The sequence below is a fragment of the Membranihabitans marinus genome, from assembly GCF_021729155.1.
GTDB classification, from domain to species: domain Bacteria; phylum Bacteroidota; class Bacteroidia; order Chitinophagales; family Saprospiraceae; genus Membranihabitans; species Membranihabitans marinus.
Genome location: NZ_JAJQYA010000044.1, coordinates 13201 through 37617 on the forward strand (window position 1 = coordinate 13201; position 24417 = coordinate 37617).

Genomic DNA, 24417 nt, shown 5'->3' on the forward strand with positions numbered 1-24417 from the left:
GCCCCCTTGTCTCGGGGGTAGGGATTACGGGATAAACTGGATATAATGGCTTTTTCTTTAGATTAAAGTCTAGGGTTGACCACTAAAATTGTAGCTTAGCTAACCGCCCTGTGTAGGTTCGAGTCCTGCTCTCACAGCAGAAAAACAGATAAAAGGGATGTAATTCAATCTGAATTACATCCCTTTTTTTATTGATTAATATGGTGTAGAAGGTGTGGTTCTTGTATTTCGTATTATTATTTTAAAATTACCGCAGGGGTATTTGTACAATTGATTTAGATAAGATCCCTTCATCTTGAATAACCTTTATCACATAGTTGCCAGCGGGTAAATGACTGGTATTTACTTCTACTTGTGTTGAAATATTGGAGTCAAAAGATTGCTGCATGACTACTTGACCCAAAATATTGGAAAGTGAGAAATGCACTTCGCCTTGATTTTGGGATTCGATTTGTAAGGTAAAGCGATCTACATAGGGATTGGGAAAGGTCTTTATGGTGAAAGATGTGGTGTTGTCTTGATTAGTTGTAGTGACTACATCGCTATTGGCATCAAGACCAAAGCGAACTTCGCTAATCCCAACACAGGGACCTCCATAATTGTCTATCGGGGTAAGGATGACATATCGCGCTTGTTTGCCTTCCCAATCGGTGACTTCTTCTCCCTCATAGACTGATTTTCCCGTAGCCATACTCAAAGTATAAGTTCCCAATTCTGTCCACAATTGACCATCCAATGAATAGTCAATAGTAAAAGAACGAAGCCCTGAAGGAAGTTCTTCTGGTATGTTTAAATTCCACATTCTCATGGTGCCCAAACGGTAAACAGAACCAAAATCATAAGCTATCCAATGAGTATTGCCCCGATTATTGTTGGGGTTTTTGCTCTGTTCACAGCTGATCCAAGAGTCAGACCATGAAGTGTTGTGACGATCGGGAAAGCACTGAGCAGATAAAGTTAATGGAGATAGTATAATAATATAAATGAGGTATAGGTATCGCATATTTTATTGATTTAAAAATCCAATAGGAGATGAGGTAGATTGTTGTGCGTAGAAGTTTTTGAGATTGGGAAATATGGAGTGGACTTCCGAGGAAGAAACCCCGTACCAAAGAGCCAATTCCGCAAAATATTCATCAGCTGATGTAGTAGGGATAAGTACTCCATTTCCTAAATCTAAGTTGGTTTTTAATGCGAGGTTGGGGTATTGACCATAGATTTTACCTCCATTTACAGCACCTCCCGCCACTATTGTATTTCCACCCCAGGCATGGTCAGTACCGTTGCCATTGGAAGTCAGGGTTCGAGCGAAATCGGAAATCGTAAAACTGGTCACTTCATCTTGCTTGTTGATAATTTTGAGGGCTTGCTGAAATTCGTAAAGAGCTTTACTCAATACGGGTAACATTTCATTTTGTTCTTCAATGACATCGTCGTGATGATCCCAGCCACCAAAATTCACAAAGAATATTTGACGGTTAAAACCCAATTCTGCTTGCACTGATATCACTTTGGCTATCATCTCAAGATTTTGAGAGAGATAATGTGAAGAAAATAGGTTGCCAAAATCTTGGGCATGTTCCATACCCTCCTGGAATTCTAGGGTGGCATTGTGGGCATTTTTAATAGTGTTTACATAGGTTTGCTTAAAAATATCTTCGTATTGGTGGTCCATGAAATTCTTTATCGCATCGGTGCGTACTTGTTCAATATTCCAATCGTTGTCGAAGCCATAAATCCCAGTAGCACCGTCTGATCCAATAGAAAATTCAAAGATGCCATTGCCTTGTTGAAATACATTATTTCCGGAAAGCGAAATGTTCATGGATATATTTTGATTGGTATTCATGGATTGTATCATTTCTGTGACTCTGGCACCCCAACCCGTAGCTGATCGTTCGTGTGGCAATCCTGTTTGCCATTGTTGGATTTGATCGGCATGAGAGAGAAGGCCTAAGGGTAATCGATGAGAGTTGTTGTGGAATTGTTCCTTGGTCGTGGGTTCAATCAGTGTCCCCACATTGGATACAAAAGCCAGTTCTCCATTATTGTACATGGTTTGGACTTCAGTCATTCCGGGATGCACTGCATGGGTGGTTAATCCACTGCCTTGGTTTCGAAGGGCTAGTAGATCGCTATGTGGGATGGAGAGATTGGATCGAGTTGTTGCATAGTTTTGATAGGCCGATTGTTCATGAGGTATCAACATATTGAATGAATCGTTTCCCCCGGACAATAGGATGCATACCATTGCTTTGTAATCCCCAGCCGCTTCCACATCAGAATTGTCAATAGCTGCTGCATTGAGGGCTTTGAGATTGATGATAGAGGAGTAAAATGTACTGTAGCCCAAGGCTGCACAGCCCATTTGACTTAGAAACTTTCTTCTAGATGTTTGAGAAATATATTTTTTCATGGTCTTATTTTAAAATGGTGAAGTCCGGTGATATTAAAGTCAAATACAAGGCAATGGCTGACCTATATTCCAAGTAGTCGCTTCCTGTATTGCTGGCGCGAAGTTTTTCAATAGCGGTTTTAATATTATTTCGAGTGAATTCACTCATTTGGCCATGAGTATAGAGGATATCTAATTTGTTGAGCAAGACTTCTGGATCTTTAGCCAATGGTTCACAGCTATTGTAATCGATAAAGGTAGGTTCCACTTCTGTCCAAGCATTAAGCAAACCCCAATTCATGGTCCATCGATAGATTTGATTCATCATTTCTATGCTGGTTTTGGCGTGATGTATTTGGAATTCAGGGCCGAATAAGTCGCCTTTTTCCTCAAATGAATAGGGTTGGTAATCGGGTAGATAGAAATTAAATACCGAAGGTGAGGCCAAGGGGATTTGACCTGTACTTTCCCAAAAACCATATCCTGTATTCCAATAAATGCCATTGATATTATTGAGATCCATGGTTCGAACGACGTGTAAGTACCGAGAGAAGGGATCTCTTAATTTGCCTTGATAAAGAGATTGAATAGAACTGCATTCTCGGGCTTCAGAGTCTAAGAGCATGGATTTGATCACAGCAGCGAGGTCTCCTCGTTCTCCTTTTCCATTGTTGTTGAATACAGATGCTACCCGATTGATATATCCAGGGCTAGGATTGGATTTGACTAGGGTTTGAATCAAACGCCGGGCGATAAATGGACCTACGTTGTCGTGCATAAAAAGTATATGCAGGGCAGATCGAATATCTGTCATTCCATCTTGACCAGCGCTTAAGGTGTGACCTAATATTTGTTTTTCACCGGTATCGTGGTATTCCTCATACATCTTCATAGGCGTGGTATAGTCATTGAGGTAGATGTCTAGGCCGAATCGCGGTTCATCGACCCATTCATTTTCCATGATATTGCCAGGGCCCAAACCGGTAAATACTCTTGCCATTTCAGATATGGTATTCATATCATAGGTGGCAATATCGCGACCTTGGCTGTCTTTTTTGTGGGAGCCATCATTGTTGAGTTCGTAAAGACCTATGGTAAATAATTGCATGACTTCGCGGGCGAAATTTTCATCGGGGTGGAGGTTTTCTTCAGGGTTGGCCTTTGGATTGTTGTAATGACTCAAATAATAGCCCATGGAAGAGTGAAGGGCTACTTCATTTAATAAGTCTTCAAAATTGCCCAAACCATGGCGGAGGAAGATGTCATAGTAATCGGCTAATGCAACTCCTCTATCTTGCAGATCTGAATTGAACGATATCACGAATATTTGGCTTAGCGCCCAAGCTACTTTTTGTCGCAAAAGATCCATGTTCATAATATTGTTTTGCCAGTAGGCATATTGAAAATGGATCCAATAAGGTCCGAAGAAGTCATCGGGATCTCCCCCGTCATTTAAATGAATTTGATAGGCTTGATCGAAGATGTCATTCATTTGAGGCAACATATAGTTTGGTGGTGTGGCTATTTGCTCTTCAATCCAAGCTTCATATCCCAAATCCAATACTCTTTGGATTTCAATTTCATTTCCTCCAAAGGCTGCTTGGGAGAGAAATCTAGCGCTCGCTTGCTTTTGGCCGTCCAGTCCACTGCCATTGATGGTATTGTCTGCTGCAGCGATGGCTTTTCTTCCTGGGGGTTGGAAATCACTACTGCTATATACGGTCACATTGGGATGCTGTTGATCACCTATGTAAGCATTTGAATCTTGAGCAAATGAATGGAAAGTAAGGATAGATAGCAATATAATGAGGTAGGGGTTACTTTTCATAGTTTTTAATGTCTGGGCTTAAAGAAATACTCAATGATTTTTTAACGAAACTTTTAGGAAAAACATATATAATTTAAAAAATTTAACAAATGAAATTATTATTCCATGGTGGATAGTGTATTGTCGGGATATGGATTGAATAAAATTGGATTCATTTGGTGAAATAAAGGTGGGAGGTTAAGGTAGGGACAATTGGGAGTTGAGTGCATAATTGGTTTTCAGCATGGAGACAAAAAAACGACGTCGAGGTATATTGATTTTAAGAAGAAAGTGAGGATTATTTTAGAGAAGATAGCGGGCTTGATTTGGGGTAGGTTATAATTGTTAGTGTTTAATGTTGAAATGTTGAAATGTGTAAGGTTATTGTTTTGATGTGTTGAACGAGAGGGGGGTGTAGAAGAAATTGGTATTTGAGAGAAATGTCAAGACGATATAAATTTTGACTTGGCCATGGTAGGGAATTGAAAGGATATTAAGACATGATAAGATGGTTTAGATTTTTATTTTAAGTTTTAAGTTGGAGGTGAATAGGGGCGGTAGGATTTTTAAATGGAGGAATTGGTTAAATGGAGGGAACTTGGGGAAGTATTATATAATTAGTTATTTAAAGGATAAGCGATTATTCAATTATAGTAACGAAAATTTATTACGTCATGGAAGATAAATTTAAAAGCCTATCTATCGAGGACTTTTACAAGCGTTTCCCAAATAGTAAAAGTTGCTTAAATTACCTGGCTCACCAAAAGTGGGCATCCGGATTTACCTGTAAACATTGTGGACATCATCGATATTGTAGCGGCGGAAAGCCGCACATTAGGCAGTGTTCAAAATGCCGATATAAAGAATCGGCCACGGCCAATACCTTATTTCACAAAGTAAAGTTTGACCTGCTCAAAGCATTCAACATTGTCTACTTAATCGCCACCAGTAAAAAGGGGATCTCATCTTGTGAATTGAGCCGCAAATTGCAGGTGAGACAAAAGACTTGTTGGTTGTTCCGGCTCAAAGTTTTGCAGGCCATGAAAAGCCATCAAAAGGTCGGGTTAAGTGGAAAAGTGGAACTTTCAGATTTCAAAATCGGCATGAAAAAGACCTTGCAAAACGGCCAAGAAGTACAGTACAAGAAGATCGTAGTCCTTGCCATAGAGAAAAAAGGCAAGGGAATATCTCATGGTTATGCTATTTCTACAAATAGTCGAAGCGCCAAAGAAATCAACCGTTTATCAGATAGATGTGTAAATCTAGACGCGAAAATCACTTGTTATAAGAAGCATGGCTATGACCAAATTTGCCAGAAATATCCGGTAGTGAAAAGAATTAGAAAATCTAAAAAATCGATAATGCCTCTATCGAATAGAATGAAGAATAGTATAACGACTTGGTTGAGAGGCACTCATCACCATGCCGAATTATTGCAGTATTATTTGGACGAATTTTGCTATCGTTTTAATCGCAATAAGATGAAGGCTGAAATTTTCGATCATTTATTGGAGCGCATGGTTCGCCATAGGCCGCGGACCTATTTGGACATTATCCACTAAATAACTAATTATATGGGAACAAATCCTCCCCTCGATAAAACTCCCAAATTTTTTTGCCGAGGTTCCCTATCACTTCATTTTATATACCTAGATTATCAACAATATCATCGTAGATCAATTCTACTTTGCATACATCCTGTCTGCTTATAAACTTAAAAATGTCAATCCAAAAATTCAAGGGAAATAATAAATTAACCTCCTTATAGCCCTATACTTCTTCTAAACGTATTATTAATATAAAGCGTTATTAAACATATAATTAACAATGTTTGTATTTAAATACAGTTATTCCCGCTTTGCCGCGAATCTCTTTCTTGATAATTAATAGAATTACATTATATTTGTATTTATGATCTTGCAGAAAATAGCCAGTATCGCCCTTTTATCAATCTATGTATTCGTCTCTTCGGGAATACAAGGCGTGGTCTATTTCTGTAGCGATGAATGGGTCTCAATAAAGATATTCTCGGAAATTGAAGACGAATTGTGTACCGTCATGCCTTGTTGTACAGATTCCGAAGATAGTTGCGAAGAGAGCGACGACAGCGAGGAGGATTGCTGTGTCGAAGAAATCTTTAGCTTAGACTATGCAGCCGAACGCGTGGTCTCATCTCCATCCACATTTAGTGAATTTGTCGCTGTAGATAACGCTATTTTTATAGAAAAAATAAGTCTTTTAACTGTACCAGAAATCAATAATTTTGGTACCGTCCTAAAATATCCCCCCGATGGCATGCCACCATTGTACATCAAGCATCATTCCCTAGTATTTTATGGTTGAATCTAATTGATGATTTTTGTTTTCTATGTATTGAATTTCAATGAATTACATAGATGGTTTTTATTATTTATCAATTAAATTTTGTTTAATCATGAGAAGAATATTTCAAATAATACTATGTACTGGGTTTTTATATTTCTTTAATTCTGCAGCAATTACAGCCCAAAGTGTGGTTACCGATACTCTCACCGTTCAGGGTGTTTGTGGAATGTGTGAAAAAAGAATTGAGAAAGCAGCCTTTGTCAAAGGTGTGAAAATGGCAGAATGGGATAAAAATGTACAAAAACTGGTCTTGGTTTATAAACCTAAGAAAACCAATTTGGAAACCATATCATCTGCAGTAGCCAATGTCGGTCACGATACTGAATTGGCCAAGGCACCCCAAGCCGCATACGATGAATTGCCTGATTGTTGCGCCTACAGAGATGGTGTGAAACCTCACTAAAATAGGTTATAAATCATGCAAAAATATTTAAAGTTAAATATCATTCTTCTACTGGTATTGTTTAGTTCTGCTTTGCAGGCTCAGACAATAGCCATAGAAGGAAAGGTCTATGAAAATAGTGCTGAAGGGGATAAAATTCCTTTGGTGGGGGCCAATATTCAAGTCCTTGGTGAAGATGTAGGGACTGCTTCAGATATCAATGGTGAGTTTTCACTTATATGCTCTACTACAGCAACTCATGTCGTTGTCAGTTATACGGGGTATTCTCCAGATACCCTAGGCATAGAGGATCAACAACAACTCAATGTGGAGTTGGTTCCCAATGTAGCCCTTGATGAAGTACGAGTGGTGTATCGAAAAAAATCAAATGAAATATCCTACTTAAACCCGATTAAAATCGAGGAAATTTCAGAAGATGAATTGCGGAAAGCCGCTTGTTGTAATCTCAGTGAAAGCTTTGATACTAGTCCAAGTGTGGATGTTTCTTTTACCGATGCCATTACTGGTACTCGGCAAATTCAAATGTTGGGTTTAGCTGGTCCATATGCTCAAATTACTTCAGAAAATATGCCTAGCGTTCGCGGTTTAAGTGCGATACAAGGACTGGTGTTTGTTCCTGGAGCTTGGGTCGAAGGAATGCAGTTGAATAAGGGAACGGGTAGTGTGCTCAACGGATATGAAAGTATTTCAGGACAGATCAATATCGAATTGAAAAAACCTGAAAATACCGATCGTATACATGCCAATTTTTATGGTAATGAAGGAGGTCGTTTAGAAGGCAATCTCAATTTATCCCATAAATTTTCAGAGGAGTCTTCAACAGCCTTATTTTTGCACGCTAAGCAAAACGTTATTAAACACGATAGAAATGGAGATGGATTTTTAGATCAGCCTATTGGTACTCATTTTATGGGTATGAATAGATGGAAGTTTATCCCTAATGAGCGTTTGCGTTTTCAATTTGGAGTAAAGGCCACCGTAATAGATAATCAAGGTGGACAGTTGGATTTTGACCCTGAAAACAATGAGATAGGCAATACATTGTGGGGTATGACGAATACAGTAGAGAGATTTGAGGCTTGGGCCAAAGTGGGGTTGCTTTCGGCATTGCCATGGCAGTCTATGGGGTTGCAATTGTCAGCGTCACACCATGATGAAGAAAATCTTTTTGGTCGAAATTTATACAATGCCAATCAAACCTCGCTTTATGCCAATTATATCTTTCAAACCATATTGTGGAATACACAACACGGTATCAAGATGGGGGCTAGTTTTCAGTACGACGATTTCGATGAAGAGCTGACCGACTATCATTTTTTACGGGAAGAAATAGTGCCAGGAGTATATGGTGAGTACACCTTTACACCATCGGAGACTTTTTCTTTAGTTGCAGGTTTGAGATTTGATCACCACAATCAATACGGGGGATTTGTTACTCCGAGATTTCATTTGCGAAAGGCATTTAGTGATGAGTCTGTTTTTAGAGCTTCCTTTGGTAGGGGGCAGAGAACAGCTTCTGTTATTGCTGAAAATTTTGGGGTTTTGGCCAGTAGTCGCAACTGGTTGTTCTTGGGTGTAGAAGGTGATAATCCTTATGGATTGGCGCCAGAAATAGCTTGGAATGTAGGTTTGAATTATACAAAACCTTTTCGATTAGACTACAAGGATGGCAGTTTTTCTGTAGATGTATACCGAACGGATTTCACCAATCGAGTAGTTGTAGATTTGGATAATAATGCCCAAGAAATTTCTTTTTACAACGTTGAAAATGCCTCGTTTTCCAATACTGTTCAATTACAAGTCGATTACAATCTATTGCGACAGTTGGGATTGCGAATGGCTTATCGATGGGTTGATTCTCAGGTTAAATATACCAATGGTTGGGAAGAAGTTCCACTTAATGCCAAGCACAGAGCATTTGTAAATCTAGCCTATACCAGCGATAATGAAAAATGGAGAATTGATGCGACTTATAATTGGCAAGGCAGCAAGCGACTTCCTAATACGAGCGCTAATCCGGCCACTTATCAGTTGTCCTCTAAATCTCCTTCATTTTCAGTAGTTAATACTCAGGTCACCCGAGTATGGGGATCTGCTTTTGAACTCTATCTAGGGATGGAGAACGTATTTGATTACCGACAACAGGACGCTATTTTGTCACATGAAGAACCATTTGGCAGTTATTTTGATGCATCTATGATTTGGGGACCAGTCTTTGGTCGTAACACATATTTGGGTTTGCGTTATACCTTGTTGTAATATAGAATAAAATTTGTAGATAATTTATGAGGGTTTCTTGGTTTCATACTGAGAAATCCTCTTTTTTGTTAACTAAATCAAAGGGTAATTCATATTAATCTTCTGGTACACTCATCCTTAAATCTACTACTCTAAATCTCCAACCTTTCTCTTTGACAAAAGGACGATCGAACCACTTTTGAAAAAGGATGGCTAATCCCCATACTGCCGGACCGGGCAAAAGGAGTTCAGGACGTAGTTTCAATTCGTAAATCGTTCCGATAATACCTGCTACCGTCCCTGATATACCTAGACTATAAATAGGATAAATAAAAAAGCGTCCCTTGCGATGATAATTGTCGCGGGGAATAATATGCTCTATGTCACCGACAAAAAATACTTCTGTAGTGGTGATGATGACAGATTCATCTGGAATGATATTGACTATCTCTTGGTCAATATAATAATCTCTGTCCTTTAGTTTGACTTTAATCTCAGCCCCTATAGGTATCTTCATGGTTCGAGTAGAACCTATTTTTTCTATTTGTAGATAAATTTGGCCCTGGGCTATATTGGGCAATAGGAGGTAGGCTAAAGCCAAGGAAAAGAAAAATAGCTTCATGGTTTAGAAAATTTTAATATAAAACGATTGACACTGTCAAATATCACTTTATATTCTGGTATTTCTTTTCCGAGATAGAGAACTACAATGCCCATTTGTGAAATATGCTGGGCTTGAAGATTCTGATAGAGGAGATGTTTTTGGAGTCGATAGGCCTCACGCATTAAGCGTTTGATACGATTTCGATCAGTGGCCTTTCTAAACTTTCTCTTGGATACGGTAAACGCACATCGATAGTCTGCCTCTACTGTCTCTGCAGTAGAGGGCAAGGCTCCGTATATAAATAAAAGCGGGTAATGCTGAACTTTTCTTCCATTTTCAAATAAAGATTCTATCGCAGAAGGATCTTTGAGTTTTTCGTTTTTTCGAAAATGGAAGTCAGCATTCAAGATAAATGTCGATTATTTAAGCGTAAACTCAGAAGAAACAGACAACTTATGTCTTCCCTTTTTTCTTCTTCTATTGATTACTTTACGACCGTTTTTTGTGCTCATTCTGGATCTAAATCCGTGTTTATTTTTTCTCTTTCGCACTGATGGTTGAAATGTCCTTTTCATGATTCAGTCTTCGTTTTAGTATTGTATAAATTGATTGCCCCTTTTTGAAAGGGTGTGCAAATTTAGCAGTTATTTATTAAGAAACAAAACTTTAGCAACAAATATGATGGCAAATGCTGGATTAGCCGTTCATTGATGATAAAAATTCTTGATTATCGCTGGTATTGAGCATTAATCGACGGATATGTTCCATAGCTTCGTCTGGTTTCATATCGGCCAAATAATTGCGTAGGATAAACATACGCTGCAATGTGTCTTTGTCCAATAGCAATTCTTCGCGTCGAGTACTCGATTTGGTTAAATCTATGGCAGGGTACAATCGTTTGTTGGCAAGCGATCGATCCAATTGCAATTCCATATTACCAGTACCTTTAAATTCCTCGAAGATAACACCGTCCATCTTAGAACCTGTGTCGATCAAGGCAGTAGCCAAAATAGTTAAAGATCCACCGTTTTCGATATTTCTAGCAGCTCCAAAGAATTTCTTCGGTTTGTGCAATGCATTGGCTTCCACACCACCAGACAACACTTTTCCACTGGCAGGAGCTACCGTATTGTAGGCTCTAGCCAATCTGGTAATAGAATCCAATAAAATGACAACATCGTGACCGGATTCAACCAAACGCTTGGCTTTCTCCAATACAATTCCAGCTACTTTTACGTGATTGTCTGCCGGTTCGTCGAAAGTGGATGCAATAACTTCACCTTTTACACTTCGCTTCATATCGGTAACCTCCTCTGGACGTTCATCGATAAGCAAAACAATCATATAGCATTCCGGATTGTTTTTGGCGATAGCATTGGCAACATCTTTTAATAAAAATGTTTTACCTGTTTTTGGTTGAGCTACGATTAATCCCCTTTGACCTTTACCTATAGGAGCGAATAAATCGATCATTCTATTTCCGATATCTCTACCGGTTGGTGAAGAAGTCAATTGAAATTTCTCCGTAGGGAATAATGGAGTTAAATAATCAAATGATACCCTTTCCCGAACGAGCTTGGGATCTAATCCATTAATTTTGATAACCTTTAATAAGGCAAAATACTTTTCTCCATCTTTTGGAGGACGAATGGTTCCCACTATGGTGTCACCAGTTCGCAAACCAAATAGTTTAATTTGTGATGGAGATACATATATATCGTCCGGAGAAGAAATGTAGTTGAAATCTGCCGATCGCAAAAATCCATATCCGTCTGGCATCATCTCCAAAACACCCATCCCCTCAATAGCACCATCTAGATCAATATCAAAATTGGATTTTTTATCCTTGCCATTACCATCATTAGACTTGTTATTGTTGTGATTGGGTTTGCGTGGATTGTCGTCGTTTTTATCTCCAGATTTTGCATGACCATTGGGTCTGTTGCCACTGTCTTCGACTCTGTCATTTTGTTTAGATCTGGAAGATTGAGGTCTGTTTACATCGCCTTCTCTCTTGTTATCGCTGTCTCTTTTAGTCGGTGTATCTCTTTTTGATTCAACTTCACGTTTAGAATCTTCATCCGATTTAGATGAATTATTCTTAGCTTGAACAGGATTTTCTTTGCGGTTATTTTGTTGAGTCGCTACCTCTGCATCTACGGCTTCAGCATTGTTGGGATTATTCCTATCTCCGACTCTCTTACCTCTTTGTGAGGTATTTTTATTGTTATTAGATCTACTTCGCCTTTGGTTTCTATCTTTCTGAAAATTGTTTTTATTTTCATCAGAGTTATTGGCTTTTTCTTGATCGGAATTGGTTTTATTCTCTTCCTTTTCTACCACTTCAAATTTCAATTCACCTTCTTTTTCCTTAGTGTTGTTGTTGGTATTTTCCTTCCTGCGCCCTCGATTTTGATTTGACCTCGAAGGTCGTTTGTCTACAGTATCTTCTACGAGTTCTACAGGCTCTTGGTTTTTGGTGTCGGTTTGAACAGCTTGAGCGTCAAGTATTTTATATATAAGGTCTTTTTTATTGAGACGTTTGTATTTTTGCAAACCTAATTTATCGGCTAGTTCTTTTAGCTCAGGAACGAGCATATCATTTAACTGCAATATATCATACATATGATTAAAATTTCTTTAATTCTTGGAACAAATAAAATAAAATGATAACGTTGGTTTTAATTTGAGATATATTCAAATACCGTTGATGAAAAAGGCAATTGAACTTAGCAACAAAAGGAGTATATCAATTTAAAAAAAAGATTATTTTTTAATCTTCACGCAAAAATAAGGCCTTTTTTTTAAAGAATGCCTATATCTTTGTGAAAAATTGAAAGAAATAACAAAAAAGTATGCTGGAAGTTAATAATATTCGTAAAAACAAAGACATTGCTGTTGCCGGATTGCAAAAGCGAGGGATTGTAAATGCGGAAGAAATATTGGACGAAATAATACGATTGGATGATGAACGTAAAAATACACAAACTCAGTCGGACAAAATACTTAACGAGTTAAAGACGGCATCAAAAGAGATCGGAGACCTTTACAAGTCTGGAAAGGCAGCTGAAGCCAATGCCAAAAAGGCTATGGTTGGGGATTTGAAACAAGAATCAACGGTCTTGGAAGATAAATTGAAATCAGTGGTCATTCAACTGGAAGAAAAATTACTAGAAGTTCCCAACGTGCCCAATGAAATAGTGCCTGCGGGTAAAACAGAGGACGACAACATCATTGAGCAAGATTGGACTTCTGAATTGCCCCATTTGCCCGAATCTGCATTGCCTCACTGGGATATTCTAACTAAATACGATATTGTAGATTTTGATCTAGGAGTAAAAATTGCTGGTTCAGGTTTTCCCTTATATAAAGGCAAAGGAGCTAAATTACAGCGTGCATTGATCCAATTCTTTCTAGACGAAGCTATTGCAGCAGGTTGCCTTGAAATATTGCCTCCTCACTTGGTCAATGAGGATACGGCTAGAGGCACTGGACAATTACCAGATAAAGAAGGACAGATGTATCATGTGACCAAGGATAATCTATATCTTATTCCCACTGCAGAAGTTCCTGTAACCAATATATTTAGGAATGAAATATTACAGGAGGATGCGTTGCCCTATAAATTGACGGCTTATACTCCGTGTTTCAGAAGGGAAGCGGGTAGCTATGGTTCCGATGTCAAAGGTCTCAATCGGGTTCATCAATTTGATAAGGTAGAAATGGTGGTAGTGAGTAAGCCGGAAAACTCTTATGAGATCTTAGATGAAATGGTGGATCACGTTAAGCAATTGCTTGAAAAATTGAACCTACCTTATCGTATATTGAGACTTTGTGCTGGAGATTTAGGGTTTACATCTGCTATTACCTATGACTTTGAAGTATATTCTGCGGCTCAGAAAAAGTGGTTGGAAGTAAGTTCTGTTTCCAATTTTGAAACTTTTCAAAGCAATAGAATGAAAATTCGTTACAAAAATACAGACGGAAAATCAGAATTAGTTCATACCTTGAATGGTAGTGTGTTGGCTTTGGCTAGAATATTTGCCGCAATACTGGAGAACAATCAAACAGAAAATAGTGTAGAAATTCCGGAAATTTTGAAACCTTATACCGGATTTGAGCGTATTAACTAAAGAAAAAATTTTTATATGAGTGGATATATGGGATATATGGTGATTGCAGGGATCTTTACCCTAATTGGTTGGGTGGTCAGCAATCGTTTGAAATCTAAGTTTAACGAATACAGTAAAGTGCCGATTTCCAGTGGATTATCTGGAAAAGAGGTAGCTGAAAGAATGTTGAATTACTACGGAATTTCCGATGTGGTAGTAAAACCAGCACAAGGATTTTTAAGTGACCACTACAATCCAATGGATCGTACGGTTAATTTGAGTCCGGAAGTATTTCAAGGTAGAAGTGTTATGTCTGCAGCGGTAGCTGCCCATGAATGTGGTCACGCTGTCCAACATGCTACGGCATATTCTATGTTGAAATTTCGGTCGGCTGTAGTACCCTTAGTTAAGGTGGCTTCTGGAATGCAAAGTTATTTGTTGATGTTTGCCTTAGGAGGATTTGGTTTAAATATGAATGGAGTCGGAGGAACACTTCTGATTATTACCATTATCGCTTTTGCGGTAACTACTTTGTTTTCTTTGGTTACCTTGCCAGTGGAATTCGATGCCAGTAGAAGAGCATTGGTCTGGTTGGATCAGAATCAAATCACAGTAGGTGAAGAACAGGAAAAAGCCAAAGATGGATTGAAATGGGCCGCAATGACCTATGTCTCCGCAGCTCTTGCTTCTTTAGTGACCTTATTGTATCTGATTATGCAGTTCATGGGTTCTCGAGATTAATTCAATAAAAATTTAAATTATATATTATTATGCAAACCGATATTGAAGATGTAATTGATATTCTAACAGGTTTAATGGATGATTCCATCGAGCACTTGAAAACAGAATTGTTAAAGATTCGCACAGGGAAAGCTTTGCCTGCCATGGTAAGTGGTGTTATGGTCAGTTATTACGGTGCTCCAACACCGTTGCCCCAGGTGGCAAATGTTACTGCTGTGGATTCAAGAACCCTGGCCATTCAGCCTTGGGATAAATCAATTATCAATCAAATTGAGAAAGCCATTATCGAAGCCAATTTGGGTTATAATCCCATGAACGATGGAGAATTTATCCGTATTCCAGTTCCTCCTTTGACTGAAGAGCGAAGAAAACTACTAGTAAAACAGGCCAAAAGTTTGGGAGAAGAGTGTAAAGTAAGTATCCGAAATGCCAGAAAGGACGGTATGGATATCGTGAAAAAGGCAGTGAAAGATGGTTTCCCAGAAGATGCTGGGAAAAGAATAGATAATGATATTGAGGCATTGGTTAAAAAATACTACGAAAATGTAGATCAATTAATCGTACTCAAAGAAAAAGATATTTTAACGATTTAATTAAAGAGTCATCGTTATAGATAAAAAAGAAAGAGATGAAGTTCAACTTCATCTCTTTTTTATTTTTATTCGCCTTGTATTTCGACTATCATTTCTATCTCACAGGCCATATCCAATGGGAGTGAGACCATCCCAACTGCTACTCTGGCATGTTTTCCACGTTCTCCAAAAACCTCTACCATTAAGTCAGAATAACCGTTGATTACGGAAGAGTGCTGGGTAAAGTCGGCTGGGGCATTCACCATACCTACTACTTTTACGATCCTCACTACTTTGTTTAAATCTCCAATTTCTTGCTTTAAAGAGGCCAATTGAGTTATTCCCACTTTTCGTGCTGCCTTGTATGCATCCTCAACACTTAGATCTTGACCCACTTTGCCAGTAATGTATTTTTTATCATCGGTTTGAGGTCCTTTACCTGCAAGAAAAACCAATGAATTACTGGTAACTGCATTTACGTAATTGGCCACTGGATTGCCAGGTGATTCCAATTCTATTCCAAGTTCTTCTAATCGCTTTTCAACGTCATAATCATATAGAGCTGGGCTAGTATTCTGCGAGCAACTGGTAAAGAATAGGCCAATGGCCAGTAAATAAATGTACTTCATAAATATTTAATTTGTTTTTGTTTACGTCATTAATTGTTCGAAAAATCCACCAATTTCTAATTCTCGGTTTACAAAATGAATTTCGAGAATCCATTCTCTCGGCTCTCCATTGCTATCTGGTGCAAACATGTCCACTGTGTTGTCCGGATGTACATAATGGGTTTTATTTTCATTTTCAAGTTTTTCATGAGGAAAATGACCGATAATATGACCAGCTATTTCACCTCCAAATTCCCAACCCATGTCTTCTGCTGTTTCTACGGCATATTGGAAGAGATCTCGCCCCGTGATAAAGGATTGTTGGTCAAAATAGGATTTGCATCGCTGCCATCCTATTTCTATATCTTCTTTTAACTTGTGTTTTATTGGATCAGAACCCAAAACATAAGTGCGACCAAAGTCGGCTTCCCATTCATCGAAGATCGGTCCAAAATCCACAAATAAAATATCGTCTTCCTGAATCATTAAATCAGCGGGGTTCTCTCGATAGGGATATAATGTATTTTTTCCGGCTCGAATAATTCGTTTATGCCAATATTTTTTGATCCCAAACATCTTGAAAGCTAAATCAAAAATTTCATTGTTAAGCTCCTTTTCCATTTTACCTGGTGTGATTAGATGTAGATTCTCCATCTCTTGAAACAGTTCTAAGGCCTTTTGTTCGGCTATTATTAGTTGGGATTTGATATTAGCTGGCATAATCACTTTGTTTAATGTCGTCCAAAAGTAAACTTTTTTTATTTTATCAGTAGATTATTCTGTGTCCATAGGTGTTTTTAAATCTTAGTCAAAGATCTATTGGTCTCGGTTGAGATGTTGAGCCAAATAATGAGCCATGCTGGCACAGCCCTGAAGTAAATATCCTCCAGTAGGTGCATCCCAATTTAACATTTCTCCAATACAATAGTTATTTGGGATTTTATGAAATTCAAAATCTTCATTCACTTCCGACAATTCAATACCACCCACTGTGGATATGGCTTGATCTATGTTGGTGGGGCGATGAATGATCAATTTCAAGCCCTTGATATGATGGGCTATGCGATGGGGGTGGAGAAAGTCATCTTTACTGGTAAAAGTTTTTAAAAGCATTACCTTAATGGGACTCAGTTTAATATGTTGACGCAATATATAACTCATTTTTTCCTTGGAATGGGTTTTTATGCGGTGATTGATTTCCTCTTCCGAGAGCTGGGGTTTTAAATCAATTTCTATGGTGCAAGGTTGATTATTTTGCAAATATTTGCGGATCGTCGGACTCAAGGCATAAATAGCATTGCCTTCTAATCCATAATTGGTAATGACAACCTCTCCTTTTTGATTTTGGTCATCGACTGATATTGAAATGTTTTTCAATGGTTGTCCTCCAGCTTTTTCTATAAATGCTACAGGCCATTCTATTTGATAACCACAATTTGATGGGTATAATGCTTGGCATTTTACACCTCTTTCTTGGAATTTGGATAGCCAGTCACCAGTAGAACCAGTGATTTTCCAACTCCCACCCCCAAGGGCAAATACAGAGATGTCGTGAATTACTTTAATTTGGTTCTCAATGTTGGTAGAGGAGGAGGAGGGTGTTTCAAAAATTAATTGACCCTCTAGCCACCCTTGCCAGCGGTATTGGGTAAATAGTTTTACCTTATTTTCTTGAATTTTTTCTAGAAAGGCATTTAAAACATGAATTGGTTTAATCCCTTCTTTCGGAAACACCCTTTTACTACTACCGATAAATGTAGGAATACCTATATCACCTAAATATTGTTGAAAATCATTGTTTGTAAATCGGCTTAAGGAAGATTGTAAAAATGATGATGGTGAATATCTTTGGATTAACCACTCTAAGGTATCACTATGGGTAAGATTAAATCCTCCATCACCTGCCACTAAAAATTTTCGCCCTAAGGTTTTTTGTTGCTCATAGAGGGAAATATCCCATTTTTCTGAATCTAGAAAAGTAGCGAGAAACAGACCAGCACTACCACCACCAATGATCGCTATTGATTTTTTCATTCCTCTAAGTTACCGCAAACACCTTGGATGTCGTTAAATAAGGGTTATCAAAATTTACAATGTCATTTACTTCTGCTTTAGCAATTGGGAGAAGGCGAACAGATAATGGTTTACTACCATATTTAAGTGAAAGTGTGGCTACATCGCGATATAAATGACTAATGGCAGTAGATGTTGTAAAACCTGGAATTGGGATTACATCGAGACCAGTACCACAAACAGTAGAGAACAACAACAATTCTTTGAGACTATATCTATTTTCCATTCCTCGTTGCGCCAATACCAGATCTTCGGTTACCGGTAACATTAGTCCAGAATAGCCACATGATTTTATAGCTAATTTTTTTAGTGCGCCGGTGATGATGCCACACGCGCTTAAAGTTGGACTTTCTCCGAATGGTTTTTGACTGAGATGTTCGATGGCTTGACCGATACTGGCATTTAATCCAGGTGCAGGAGAGGTATCCATCCCGGTGTATGCCCAAGGACTTTGTTGTTGATAGGAAAGACATAATTTCTCAATGGGTAATAGAAATTGATTTATAGAATCAATAAGGTTTTTTTCAGCGTTGTCCCAATCGCTATTTTTTAGAGTCTCTTCGACTAAACCCGCTAATTCAAAACCCAAGGAAAAACTTTTTGGTCCACGGTGATAAGCAGCAGGGAAGAAGGGACAATTGGCCGGCATAGAAGTTGTAACCGCAAACTTAAAATTACCTTCTCCTTTGTTGAATTTTTGTCCTAATTTATAGCAAATATCAGCGGCTATCGGTAGAGTATTGTGGTGTATACCTTGTGAAGAAGATGCAATAGACATATTGCAGTAGATCTGTGATGTGATCGAGAGTAATTCAACGATCCAGGGTACTGTATCGCTATGGCATGTGGGACCAGTGTTTATTTGACCCAATGAGAGCATTACATTGTGGTGACTCAACAGGGAATCGATATCCCGAAATAGGTGGTGAGATAAAGTCACTGGGAAATTAGGCTGTGCAGTACCTATAGAATCACATGCAATTCTCAAGGTCTGCACACTGTAGCCCTCATCATGTAATTGTTGTTCCAAGTATTGCAATTGATGAATGGCGTCTTCCAATATACTCAAGTCAGTGTATGAAGAAGGTGAGATGCCGACAGTGATAGTGCGAATGTTTGTTGTCATGGCTATGGTAGCAATGGTTACCTATTTCTCAATTTTATTAAATGGAGATTTTAATCTTGGTTTTAGTAATTTTCTAATAATAAGGTGCCAAATGATGACGCTATGTGAAAATCTGCCTTGTCTACATTGGGGTCAATCCATGTAATCCATTCAAATTCGGCTTTGTCTCCTTCTATAGACAAACATTTTCCTCTGTATAGACCGGCTTCTATGATATTTTCATTGATCAGTCCTAAATCGGTCAGAGATGATAGACTGATTCGACCTTTAAAGATGTATCCATCGTCCAACATCGTGGCTTCTACTTGCAATTGATCCTTGGGCCATCTCCAATCGGTATCCATAATGCGATAGAGCTTGGCTTTATAGTCGTATATTCGACCTAGAGGGTCCATTTCTAAACAATAATATGGATCCATCTCTACATTTTTTCTAAAAAATATTTCGATTCGGTCAGAGTTTAAAACGTCAAATCTAGTATTCTGGTCGGTATACAATAGGACGTTGTCGTCCGTTACGCGGTATTTAAAATAAAAATATTGCCCATCATGAACGGCGACAAAACTGGTTCCATTATTTTGATTATTTGTCCAAGGAGATTTAAATTCGGAGAGTTCATCTCCTTTCGTCCAGTCCATAGATACCCAATCATCTGTGGTTGTGGGGTCTATTTGTCGAATCAGATATTGATTGTCTGGAATACTCTGGCAGGATAAGTTCATAATGGAAGCGAAAATTACTGCGAAATAAAGGGGAAGTCGATACATTATATATTGTTTATATTTCTAAATATAGTAATGTTTCTATATATTCTGTCCCCAATATACGGCTTAAATATAATTTGGATTAATATGGAGTCTTTAGTTTATTAGGTCTGATAGAGTAAATCAAAGCAATACAATGCCATAGAATTTTGTATGGTCTGTTAATGTAGCCATGAACTATCGATCATTCCTCGGTTTAGGGCCTTTATTATTTCCCATAAGTAAAACACCTAAAACTTGATCAACGAAAGCGGGGTATTGATCTAACTGATCGCTACGCAGTATATTTTTGACGTCATGAAAATGGTCTGCAGTAACAGTTAATTTTTTATTTTCAAGCTGAGCCAATTGTTTTAGAATTTCCGCTGAATCTTCACCGTCGGATTCTTTAATTACTGAATTAAAGTAATCATGCGCTAATTTTTGTTGTTCAGAATTAATCGCATTTATTTCTTGGTTATGGGTCATAGCAAGATTAGAAAACTCTTTGTTTTGGTCTTCATCCAATTTCAAAATGGAGACTATTCGTTCTTTAAAATTATCATCCCTTAATCTTGGTGGTTTGGGTTTAGAAAATATAATAAAACCAATTAGGGCTAAATTTAGCAATAGGAGGAAGATGGTTGAATATTTGAATATATTATTTTTATTCATTCTTCATACATTTTAAAGTTGGAGTAAAGCGACACATTTTCATAAAGACTGGCCGTATCATTGTATTGTATTTTATTGATTTGTACATCGAAGGCGTAAAAGTTTATGATTAATATCAAGATAGCCGCTGCAGCAGCCCAATAAACATATTGTTTAGACGATTTTTGATTGACAAATATTTGACTTTCTATTTTATGAAATAAATCGTCTTCGGGTTGAGCGCGTTGCATGCCTTCCCAACTCGTCAAGATGTCGTTTAATTTTTTTTCATTTTCGGGTTTCATTTCTTTCTTTTTAAGTTAGACAACGATATATCTTCATTTCCTTCGGTTTCTATATAAGATTTAAGCAATTTTCTTAAATTTTGTTTGCCGCGTTGCAATAATGATTCAATAGACTTTAAACTATTGCCCATAATGTCGGCTACTTCTTGCCGTGGTAGTTCTTCAATATAACTCAGGATAAAAGCTGTTTTTTGAGTTTCTGGCAATTGGTAGATAGCTTTAAATAGAGTACTAGCATTTTCTTTATTTTCAGCGATAATACCGGGGTGTTCGAAATGCGGGATTTGATGAGATATATTCGTTAGATTTAGGAAAGACTTCCTCTGTTTTTTCTTGAGACGATTCAATGATGCATTAACTGCTATACGATAAATCCATGTACTCAGTTTTGATTCTGTTTTAAATCCATCGATTTTTTGATAAACAGTAATAAAAACATCTTGAGTTACTTCTTCAGCATCCTCGGTATTTTGCACATAACTTATGACTGTATTATAGACCTTGTCCTTGTATGTATCATACAATTGTTTGAAGACGGCTCGGTCTCCATTTAATAGTCCTGAAATAAAATATTGGTCGTCGATGATCTTTCTTTTTTAACCGGATAAATGTGTGTCGATAATTTAATTTGCAATATAATTAACGCACATAAATCTTTTATGAGATAATATTAAGATTAAATTTTTTGAAATAAAACCATTCCTCTTATTTTTTTACTTAATATATAACACAACACTTAATGTGAATTGCCATTATTTATTTTATTGAAAATGAATAGCCTGGAAAGTATTTGTCCTGTGGCTATTTTAAGTCATATATAATATAAGATATTAAACGGTCTTTTGATTTTTTATGGTTTTATAGTTGTAGTGAAAATCTAAATAGATTTAAATATTTTGTTTATTTGATGGTTGTTAGTCATTAATATGGTATTTGTTTATATTAGGTGAATGAATGCATTGGTAATAAATTTCTAGCCATGAGAACGAAGCAGCTTTTTTTCTATCCTTATTTCATCTGTACTTTTCTTGTTATGATTTACTGCGTCAGAGTTGACAGTCAAAATACACTAATTTCCGAAATGGATATTTTGGAATGGGAAGAAGTATTGCCTGGGGTATGGAAGGCAAAATTTGGTTCCATGGGATTAAATCCTTTAGATTATGCAAGTCCTCCAAATCACACTGCACTTGACGCATTGAGTCATTCAGATTTTCCCTTTAACCGAGATTCGACTTTTAGTTTACTGACCTCTAATCGTGCCAGTATAAGATTGCCATTGGATTCATCAGAGAAAATATATGGTTTAGGACTAGAATTTGAGGGCATTAACCGGAGAGGCAATGTCTATACTTTAAAGGTGGATCATTACGGTGGGATCAAAGGGTATACCCATGCCCCAGTACCATTCTATATTTCGAGTAAAGGGTATGGGGTGTTGATTAATTCTGCTCATCGGGTAAAAATTCACGTTGGCGTAGGCAATAGAAAAGACAGTAAGAGACCAGAAGTCATCGATAGAACAACGGGGAAAAATTGGGCTGCTCGTCCCGTATCCGATGCTATTGAGGCCAGTGTGCAAGGTGGGGGACTGGAAATCTTTGTTTTTACTGGACAAAGTCCTTTGGAAGTGGTTCAACGATATAACCTTTTTTGTGGGGGAGGGGTTTTGCCTCCTAAATGGGGTTTGGGTTTTTGGCATAGAATGCATACGAAATCCTCGGCCGATGATGTGTTGAAAGAAATTAGTGATTTTAAAAAGTATGATTTTCCATTAAGCGTGATTGGATTGGAGCCCGGATGGCAAAATTTTGCCTATCCCTGTTCTTATGATTGGGACGAAAATCGATTTCCAGATCCAGAAAAGTTTTTGAATACCCTCGATAAAGAAGGGATAAAAGTGAATTTATGGGAAAATCCCTATGTCGCACCCAGTTCTACTATGTTCAATGATATCAAGCCTTATACTGGTAGCCACACTGTATGGTTAGGAGAAGTTCCAGACTATACAATGATTGAAGCACAAAGGGTAATGCTAAACCACCATCAAAAAAATCATCTCGATATCGGAGTGAGTGGATACAAATTCGACGAATTGGATGGTTATGATTTTTGGTTATGGCCTGATCATGCAACTTTCCCTTCTGGAAATGATGCGGTTGAAATACGACAAGTATATGGTGTCATTATGCAGAAAATGTTGCGTGACCACTTCAAGTCAGAAAATAAAAGGACTTACGGGCTGGTGCGATCTTCTTATACCGGAGCCAGTAACAACAGTTTCGTTTTATACAGTGATTATTATCAACACAAGGGATATGTGACGGCTTTGGTCAATTCTTCAATGGCTGGAGTGTTGTGGACACCGGAGATTAGATCTGCCAAAAACGCCGAGGAGTGGGTTCGACGGTTCCAATCAGTTTGTTTTTCTCCTTTGACGATGCTCAATGCGTGGTCATCTGGATTAAAACCGTGGAGTTTTCCTGAGGTTACCGATATTGTCAGAGATAATTTAAAGTTGAGAAATCAACTCTTGCCTTATTTATACACGGCATTTTTTGAATATTATAGAAAAGGGATCCCTCCATTTAGAGCTATGGTTTTGGAAGAGGGTTATGTAAGTCAAGAATCAATAATAGGGGCTGAGTTAGACGATGTCGTCAATCCATATGCAGAGAAAAAACGTATTGAAGTAACGGATCAATATATGATGGGTGAGGCTATTTTGGTTGCACCGGTTTTTGAAGGTCAAAAAGAAAGATCTGTAGTTCTTCCTCCGGGAAATTATTACGATTTTTATACGGGGAAATATGTAGGCAACGGGGAAATAATTACGGTTAAAACCGATCTTGACCATATTCCCTTATTTGTAAAAGACGGTGGTATTATACCGATGTTGACGTCTAGTAGTCCAAGTTCTTCAAATGATTCTTTGGAGGTTCGGCATTACGGTAATCGCGAGAATAGGTTATTGATGTACAATGACGATGGATTGAGTTATAATTTCGAAAAAGGAGAATTCACTTTGACGGAATTGGTGGTAGAAGAAGATAAAGAAGGCAAGTTACGTGGAAGTTATAATGTCTTGAACAACGATAAATTTAAACCAGAATCCGTTACTTGGAAATGGATGACTGAATAAAGTTACGGTTTGAATCAAATCGATGTTTTATGATGGCATTGAGGAAAATAGATTATAATGAGGGGAAAAACTATTCATGGACAAAAGTCGCTTTGGTTTTGTATTCATCTTTGTTGTAAATATATATTTTTCTTTTAGACAGGGACTTATCGACATTTAAAAATGAATTAAAGGTAGCGAGGTTTTTGAAATCTTCCACTAAATGAATGATTAAAGCGTCATTTTATATACTTTATGAAATGATGTTTAGAATAAGAGTGTAATTGATGTAATGATTCAGTCAAATCAATTTATTAAATTCCGTTATTTAGTACATTGTTAGACTGTAAAGCCTTTGAGCTGGTTGTTTGATATGGAGCGGTTTGCGGAACTGTCTTGGAGAAAATATAATTAGTTATTTAAAGGATAAGCGATTATTCAATTATAATAACGAAAACTTATTACGTCATGGAAGATAAATTTAAAAGCCTATCAATCGAGGACTTTTACAAGCGTTTCCCAAATAGTAA

Annotated in this window: 24 protein-coding genes; 8 read left to right on the forward strand and 16 right to left on the reverse strand. The window is 37.6% G+C overall.

What is annotated here, in order from left to right; translation table 11 throughout:
- Window positions 1-247: 247 nt before the first annotated feature.
- Genes LVD51_RS18260 through LVD51_RS18270 form a run of 3 tightly spaced genes read right to left on the reverse strand, consistent with a single transcriptional unit; the run spans window position 248 to window position 4223 of the window.
- Window positions 248-1003 carry a T9SS type A sorting domain-containing protein gene (locus tag LVD51_RS18260; RefSeq protein ID WP_236972813.1) on the reverse strand — a complete coding sequence of 252 codons (756 nt, stop codon included), beginning with the start codon at window positions 1001-1003 and terminating at the stop codon, window positions 248-250.
- A 3-nt stretch (window positions 1004-1006) separates the two neighbouring features.
- The gene (locus LVD51_RS18265) at window positions 1007-2416 is read right to left on the reverse strand and encodes a DUF1501 domain-containing protein (protein WP_236972814.1); all 1410 of its coding nucleotides are present in this window, start codon (window positions 2414-2416) and stop codon (window positions 1007-1009) included.
- A 4-nt stretch (window positions 2417-2420) separates the two neighbouring features.
- On the reverse strand, window positions 2421-4223 hold the full coding sequence (locus tag LVD51_RS18270) for a DUF1800 domain-containing protein (RefSeq protein WP_236972815.1): 1803 nt from the start codon (window positions 4221-4223) through the stop codon (window positions 2421-2423).
- A gap of 653 nt (window positions 4224-4876) precedes the next feature.
- Here LVD51_RS18270 and LVD51_RS18275 point away from each other — a divergent pair.
- The 4 genes from LVD51_RS18275 to LVD51_RS18290 all read left to right on the forward strand — a co-directional run bounded on the left by LVD51_RS18275 (window position 4877) and on the right by LVD51_RS18290 (window position 9249).
- A complete protein-coding gene (locus LVD51_RS18275; protein ID WP_236972816.1) occupies window positions 4877-5764 on the forward strand; it encodes an IS1595 family transposase in 888 nt (295 codons plus the stop codon).
- 349 nt (window positions 5765-6113) lie between these two features.
- A complete protein-coding gene (locus LVD51_RS18280; RefSeq protein ID WP_236972817.1) occupies window positions 6114-6545 on the forward strand; it encodes an HYC_CC_PP family protein in 432 nt (143 codons plus the stop codon).
- Window positions 6546-6636: 91 nt separating this feature from the next.
- On the forward strand, window positions 6637-6990 hold the full coding sequence (locus LVD51_RS18285) for a heavy-metal-associated domain-containing protein (protein WP_236972818.1): 354 nt from the start codon (window positions 6637-6639) through the stop codon (window positions 6988-6990).
- A 15-nt stretch (window positions 6991-7005) separates the two neighbouring features.
- Window positions 7006-9249: a TonB-dependent receptor gene (locus LVD51_RS18290; protein WP_236972819.1), complete on the forward strand. Its 2244-nt coding sequence runs from the start codon at window positions 7006-7008 to the stop codon at window positions 9247-9249.
- Window positions 9250-9343: 94 nt separating this feature from the next.
- On the opposite strand, the gene LVD51_RS18295 is transcribed toward LVD51_RS18290, so the two are convergent.
- From LVD51_RS18295 to rho, 4 genes are all read right to left on the reverse strand, one after another.
- A complete protein-coding gene (locus tag LVD51_RS18295; protein ID WP_236972820.1) occupies window positions 9344-9850 on the reverse strand; it encodes a hypothetical protein in 507 nt (168 codons plus the stop codon).
- Window positions 9847-10239: a ribonuclease P protein component gene (rnpA, locus tag LVD51_RS18300; RefSeq protein ID WP_236972821.1), complete on the reverse strand. Its 393-nt coding sequence runs from the start codon at window positions 10237-10239 to the stop codon at window positions 9847-9849. The genes LVD51_RS18295 and rnpA overlap by 4 nt, the downstream gene beginning before the upstream one ends.
- Before the next feature lie 12 nt (window positions 10240-10251).
- Complete coding sequence (gene rpmH, locus LVD51_RS18305; RefSeq protein ID WP_236972822.1) at window positions 10252-10407, reverse strand: 50S ribosomal protein L34; 156 nt, start codon at window positions 10405-10407, stop codon at window positions 10252-10254.
- Window positions 10408-10528: 121 nt separating this feature from the next.
- Window positions 10529-12457, reverse strand: a complete 1929-nt coding sequence (gene rho, locus LVD51_RS18310) for a transcription termination factor Rho (RefSeq protein ID WP_262912811.1) — start codon at window positions 12455-12457, stop codon at window positions 10529-10531.
- A 230-nt stretch (window positions 12458-12687) separates the two neighbouring features.
- Between rho and serS the strand changes: the two genes are divergently transcribed.
- From serS to frr, 3 genes are read left to right on the forward strand one after another with little or no spacing between them, the layout of a single operon-like run.
- Window positions 12688-13965, forward strand: coding sequence for a serine--tRNA ligase (gene serS / locus LVD51_RS18315; protein WP_236972823.1), 1278 nt, complete (start codon window positions 12688-12690; stop codon window positions 13963-13965).
- A 15-nt stretch (window positions 13966-13980) separates the two neighbouring features.
- On the forward strand, window positions 13981-14685 hold the full coding sequence (locus LVD51_RS18320) for a zinc metallopeptidase (protein WP_236972824.1): 705 nt from the start codon (window positions 13981-13983) through the stop codon (window positions 14683-14685).
- Between the two features lie 29 nt (window positions 14686-14714).
- Window positions 14715-15278: a ribosome recycling factor gene (gene frr / locus LVD51_RS18325; RefSeq protein WP_236972825.1), complete on the forward strand. Its 564-nt coding sequence runs from the start codon at window positions 14715-14717 to the stop codon at window positions 15276-15278.
- Window positions 15279-15343: 65 nt separating this feature from the next.
- On the opposite strand, the gene LVD51_RS18330 is transcribed toward frr, so the two are convergent.
- The 8 genes from LVD51_RS18330 to LVD51_RS18365 form a co-directional block, all read right to left on the reverse strand.
- Window positions 15344-15886, reverse strand: a complete 543-nt coding sequence (locus tag LVD51_RS18330) for a RidA family protein (protein ID WP_236972826.1) — start codon at window positions 15884-15886, stop codon at window positions 15344-15346.
- 21 nt (window positions 15887-15907) lie between these two features.
- Window positions 15908-16585, reverse strand: coding sequence for a M24 family metallopeptidase (locus LVD51_RS18335; RefSeq protein WP_236972827.1), 678 nt, complete (start codon window positions 16583-16585; stop codon window positions 15908-15910).
- Window positions 16586-16681: 96 nt separating this feature from the next.
- Complete coding sequence (locus LVD51_RS18340) at window positions 16682-17899, reverse strand: BaiN/RdsA family NAD(P)/FAD-dependent oxidoreductase (protein ID WP_236972828.1); 1218 nt, start codon at window positions 17897-17899, stop codon at window positions 16682-16684.
- A gap of 4 nt (window positions 17900-17903) precedes the next feature.
- On the reverse strand, window positions 17904-19064 hold the full coding sequence (locus LVD51_RS18345) for a DUF711 family protein (protein ID WP_236972829.1): 1161 nt from the start codon (window positions 19062-19064) through the stop codon (window positions 17904-17906).
- A 62-nt stretch (window positions 19065-19126) separates the two neighbouring features.
- Window positions 19127-19786, reverse strand: a complete 660-nt coding sequence (locus LVD51_RS18350; RefSeq protein WP_236972830.1) for a sugar-binding protein — start codon at window positions 19784-19786, stop codon at window positions 19127-19129.
- Between the two features lie 219 nt (window positions 19787-20005).
- Window positions 20006-20482 carry a hypothetical protein gene (locus LVD51_RS18355; protein WP_236972831.1) on the reverse strand — a complete coding sequence of 159 codons (477 nt, stop codon included), beginning with the start codon at window positions 20480-20482 and terminating at the stop codon, window positions 20006-20008.
- Complete coding sequence (locus tag LVD51_RS18360; protein WP_236972832.1) at window positions 20479-20766, reverse strand: hypothetical protein; 288 nt, start codon at window positions 20764-20766, stop codon at window positions 20479-20481. The genes LVD51_RS18355 and LVD51_RS18360 overlap by 4 nt, the downstream gene beginning before the upstream one ends.
- A complete protein-coding gene (locus LVD51_RS18365; protein WP_236972833.1) occupies window positions 20763-21290 on the reverse strand; it encodes an RNA polymerase sigma factor in 528 nt (175 codons plus the stop codon). The genes LVD51_RS18360 and LVD51_RS18365 overlap by 4 nt, the downstream gene beginning before the upstream one ends.
- Before the next feature lie 455 nt (window positions 21291-21745).
- Between LVD51_RS18365 and LVD51_RS18370 the strand changes: the two genes are divergently transcribed.
- Window positions 21746-23908, forward strand: coding sequence for a glycoside hydrolase family 31 protein (locus LVD51_RS18370; protein ID WP_236972834.1), 2163 nt, complete (start codon window positions 21746-21748; stop codon window positions 23906-23908).
- Between the two features lie 70 nt (window positions 23909-23978).
- Here the strand turns inward: LVD51_RS18370 and LVD51_RS20060 are convergent, their stop codons facing one another.
- The gene (locus LVD51_RS20060; protein WP_262912812.1) at window positions 23979-24107 is read right to left on the reverse strand and encodes a hypothetical protein; all 129 of its coding nucleotides are present in this window, start codon (window positions 24105-24107) and stop codon (window positions 23979-23981) included.
- Between the last annotated feature and the right edge of the window lie 310 nt (window positions 24108-24417).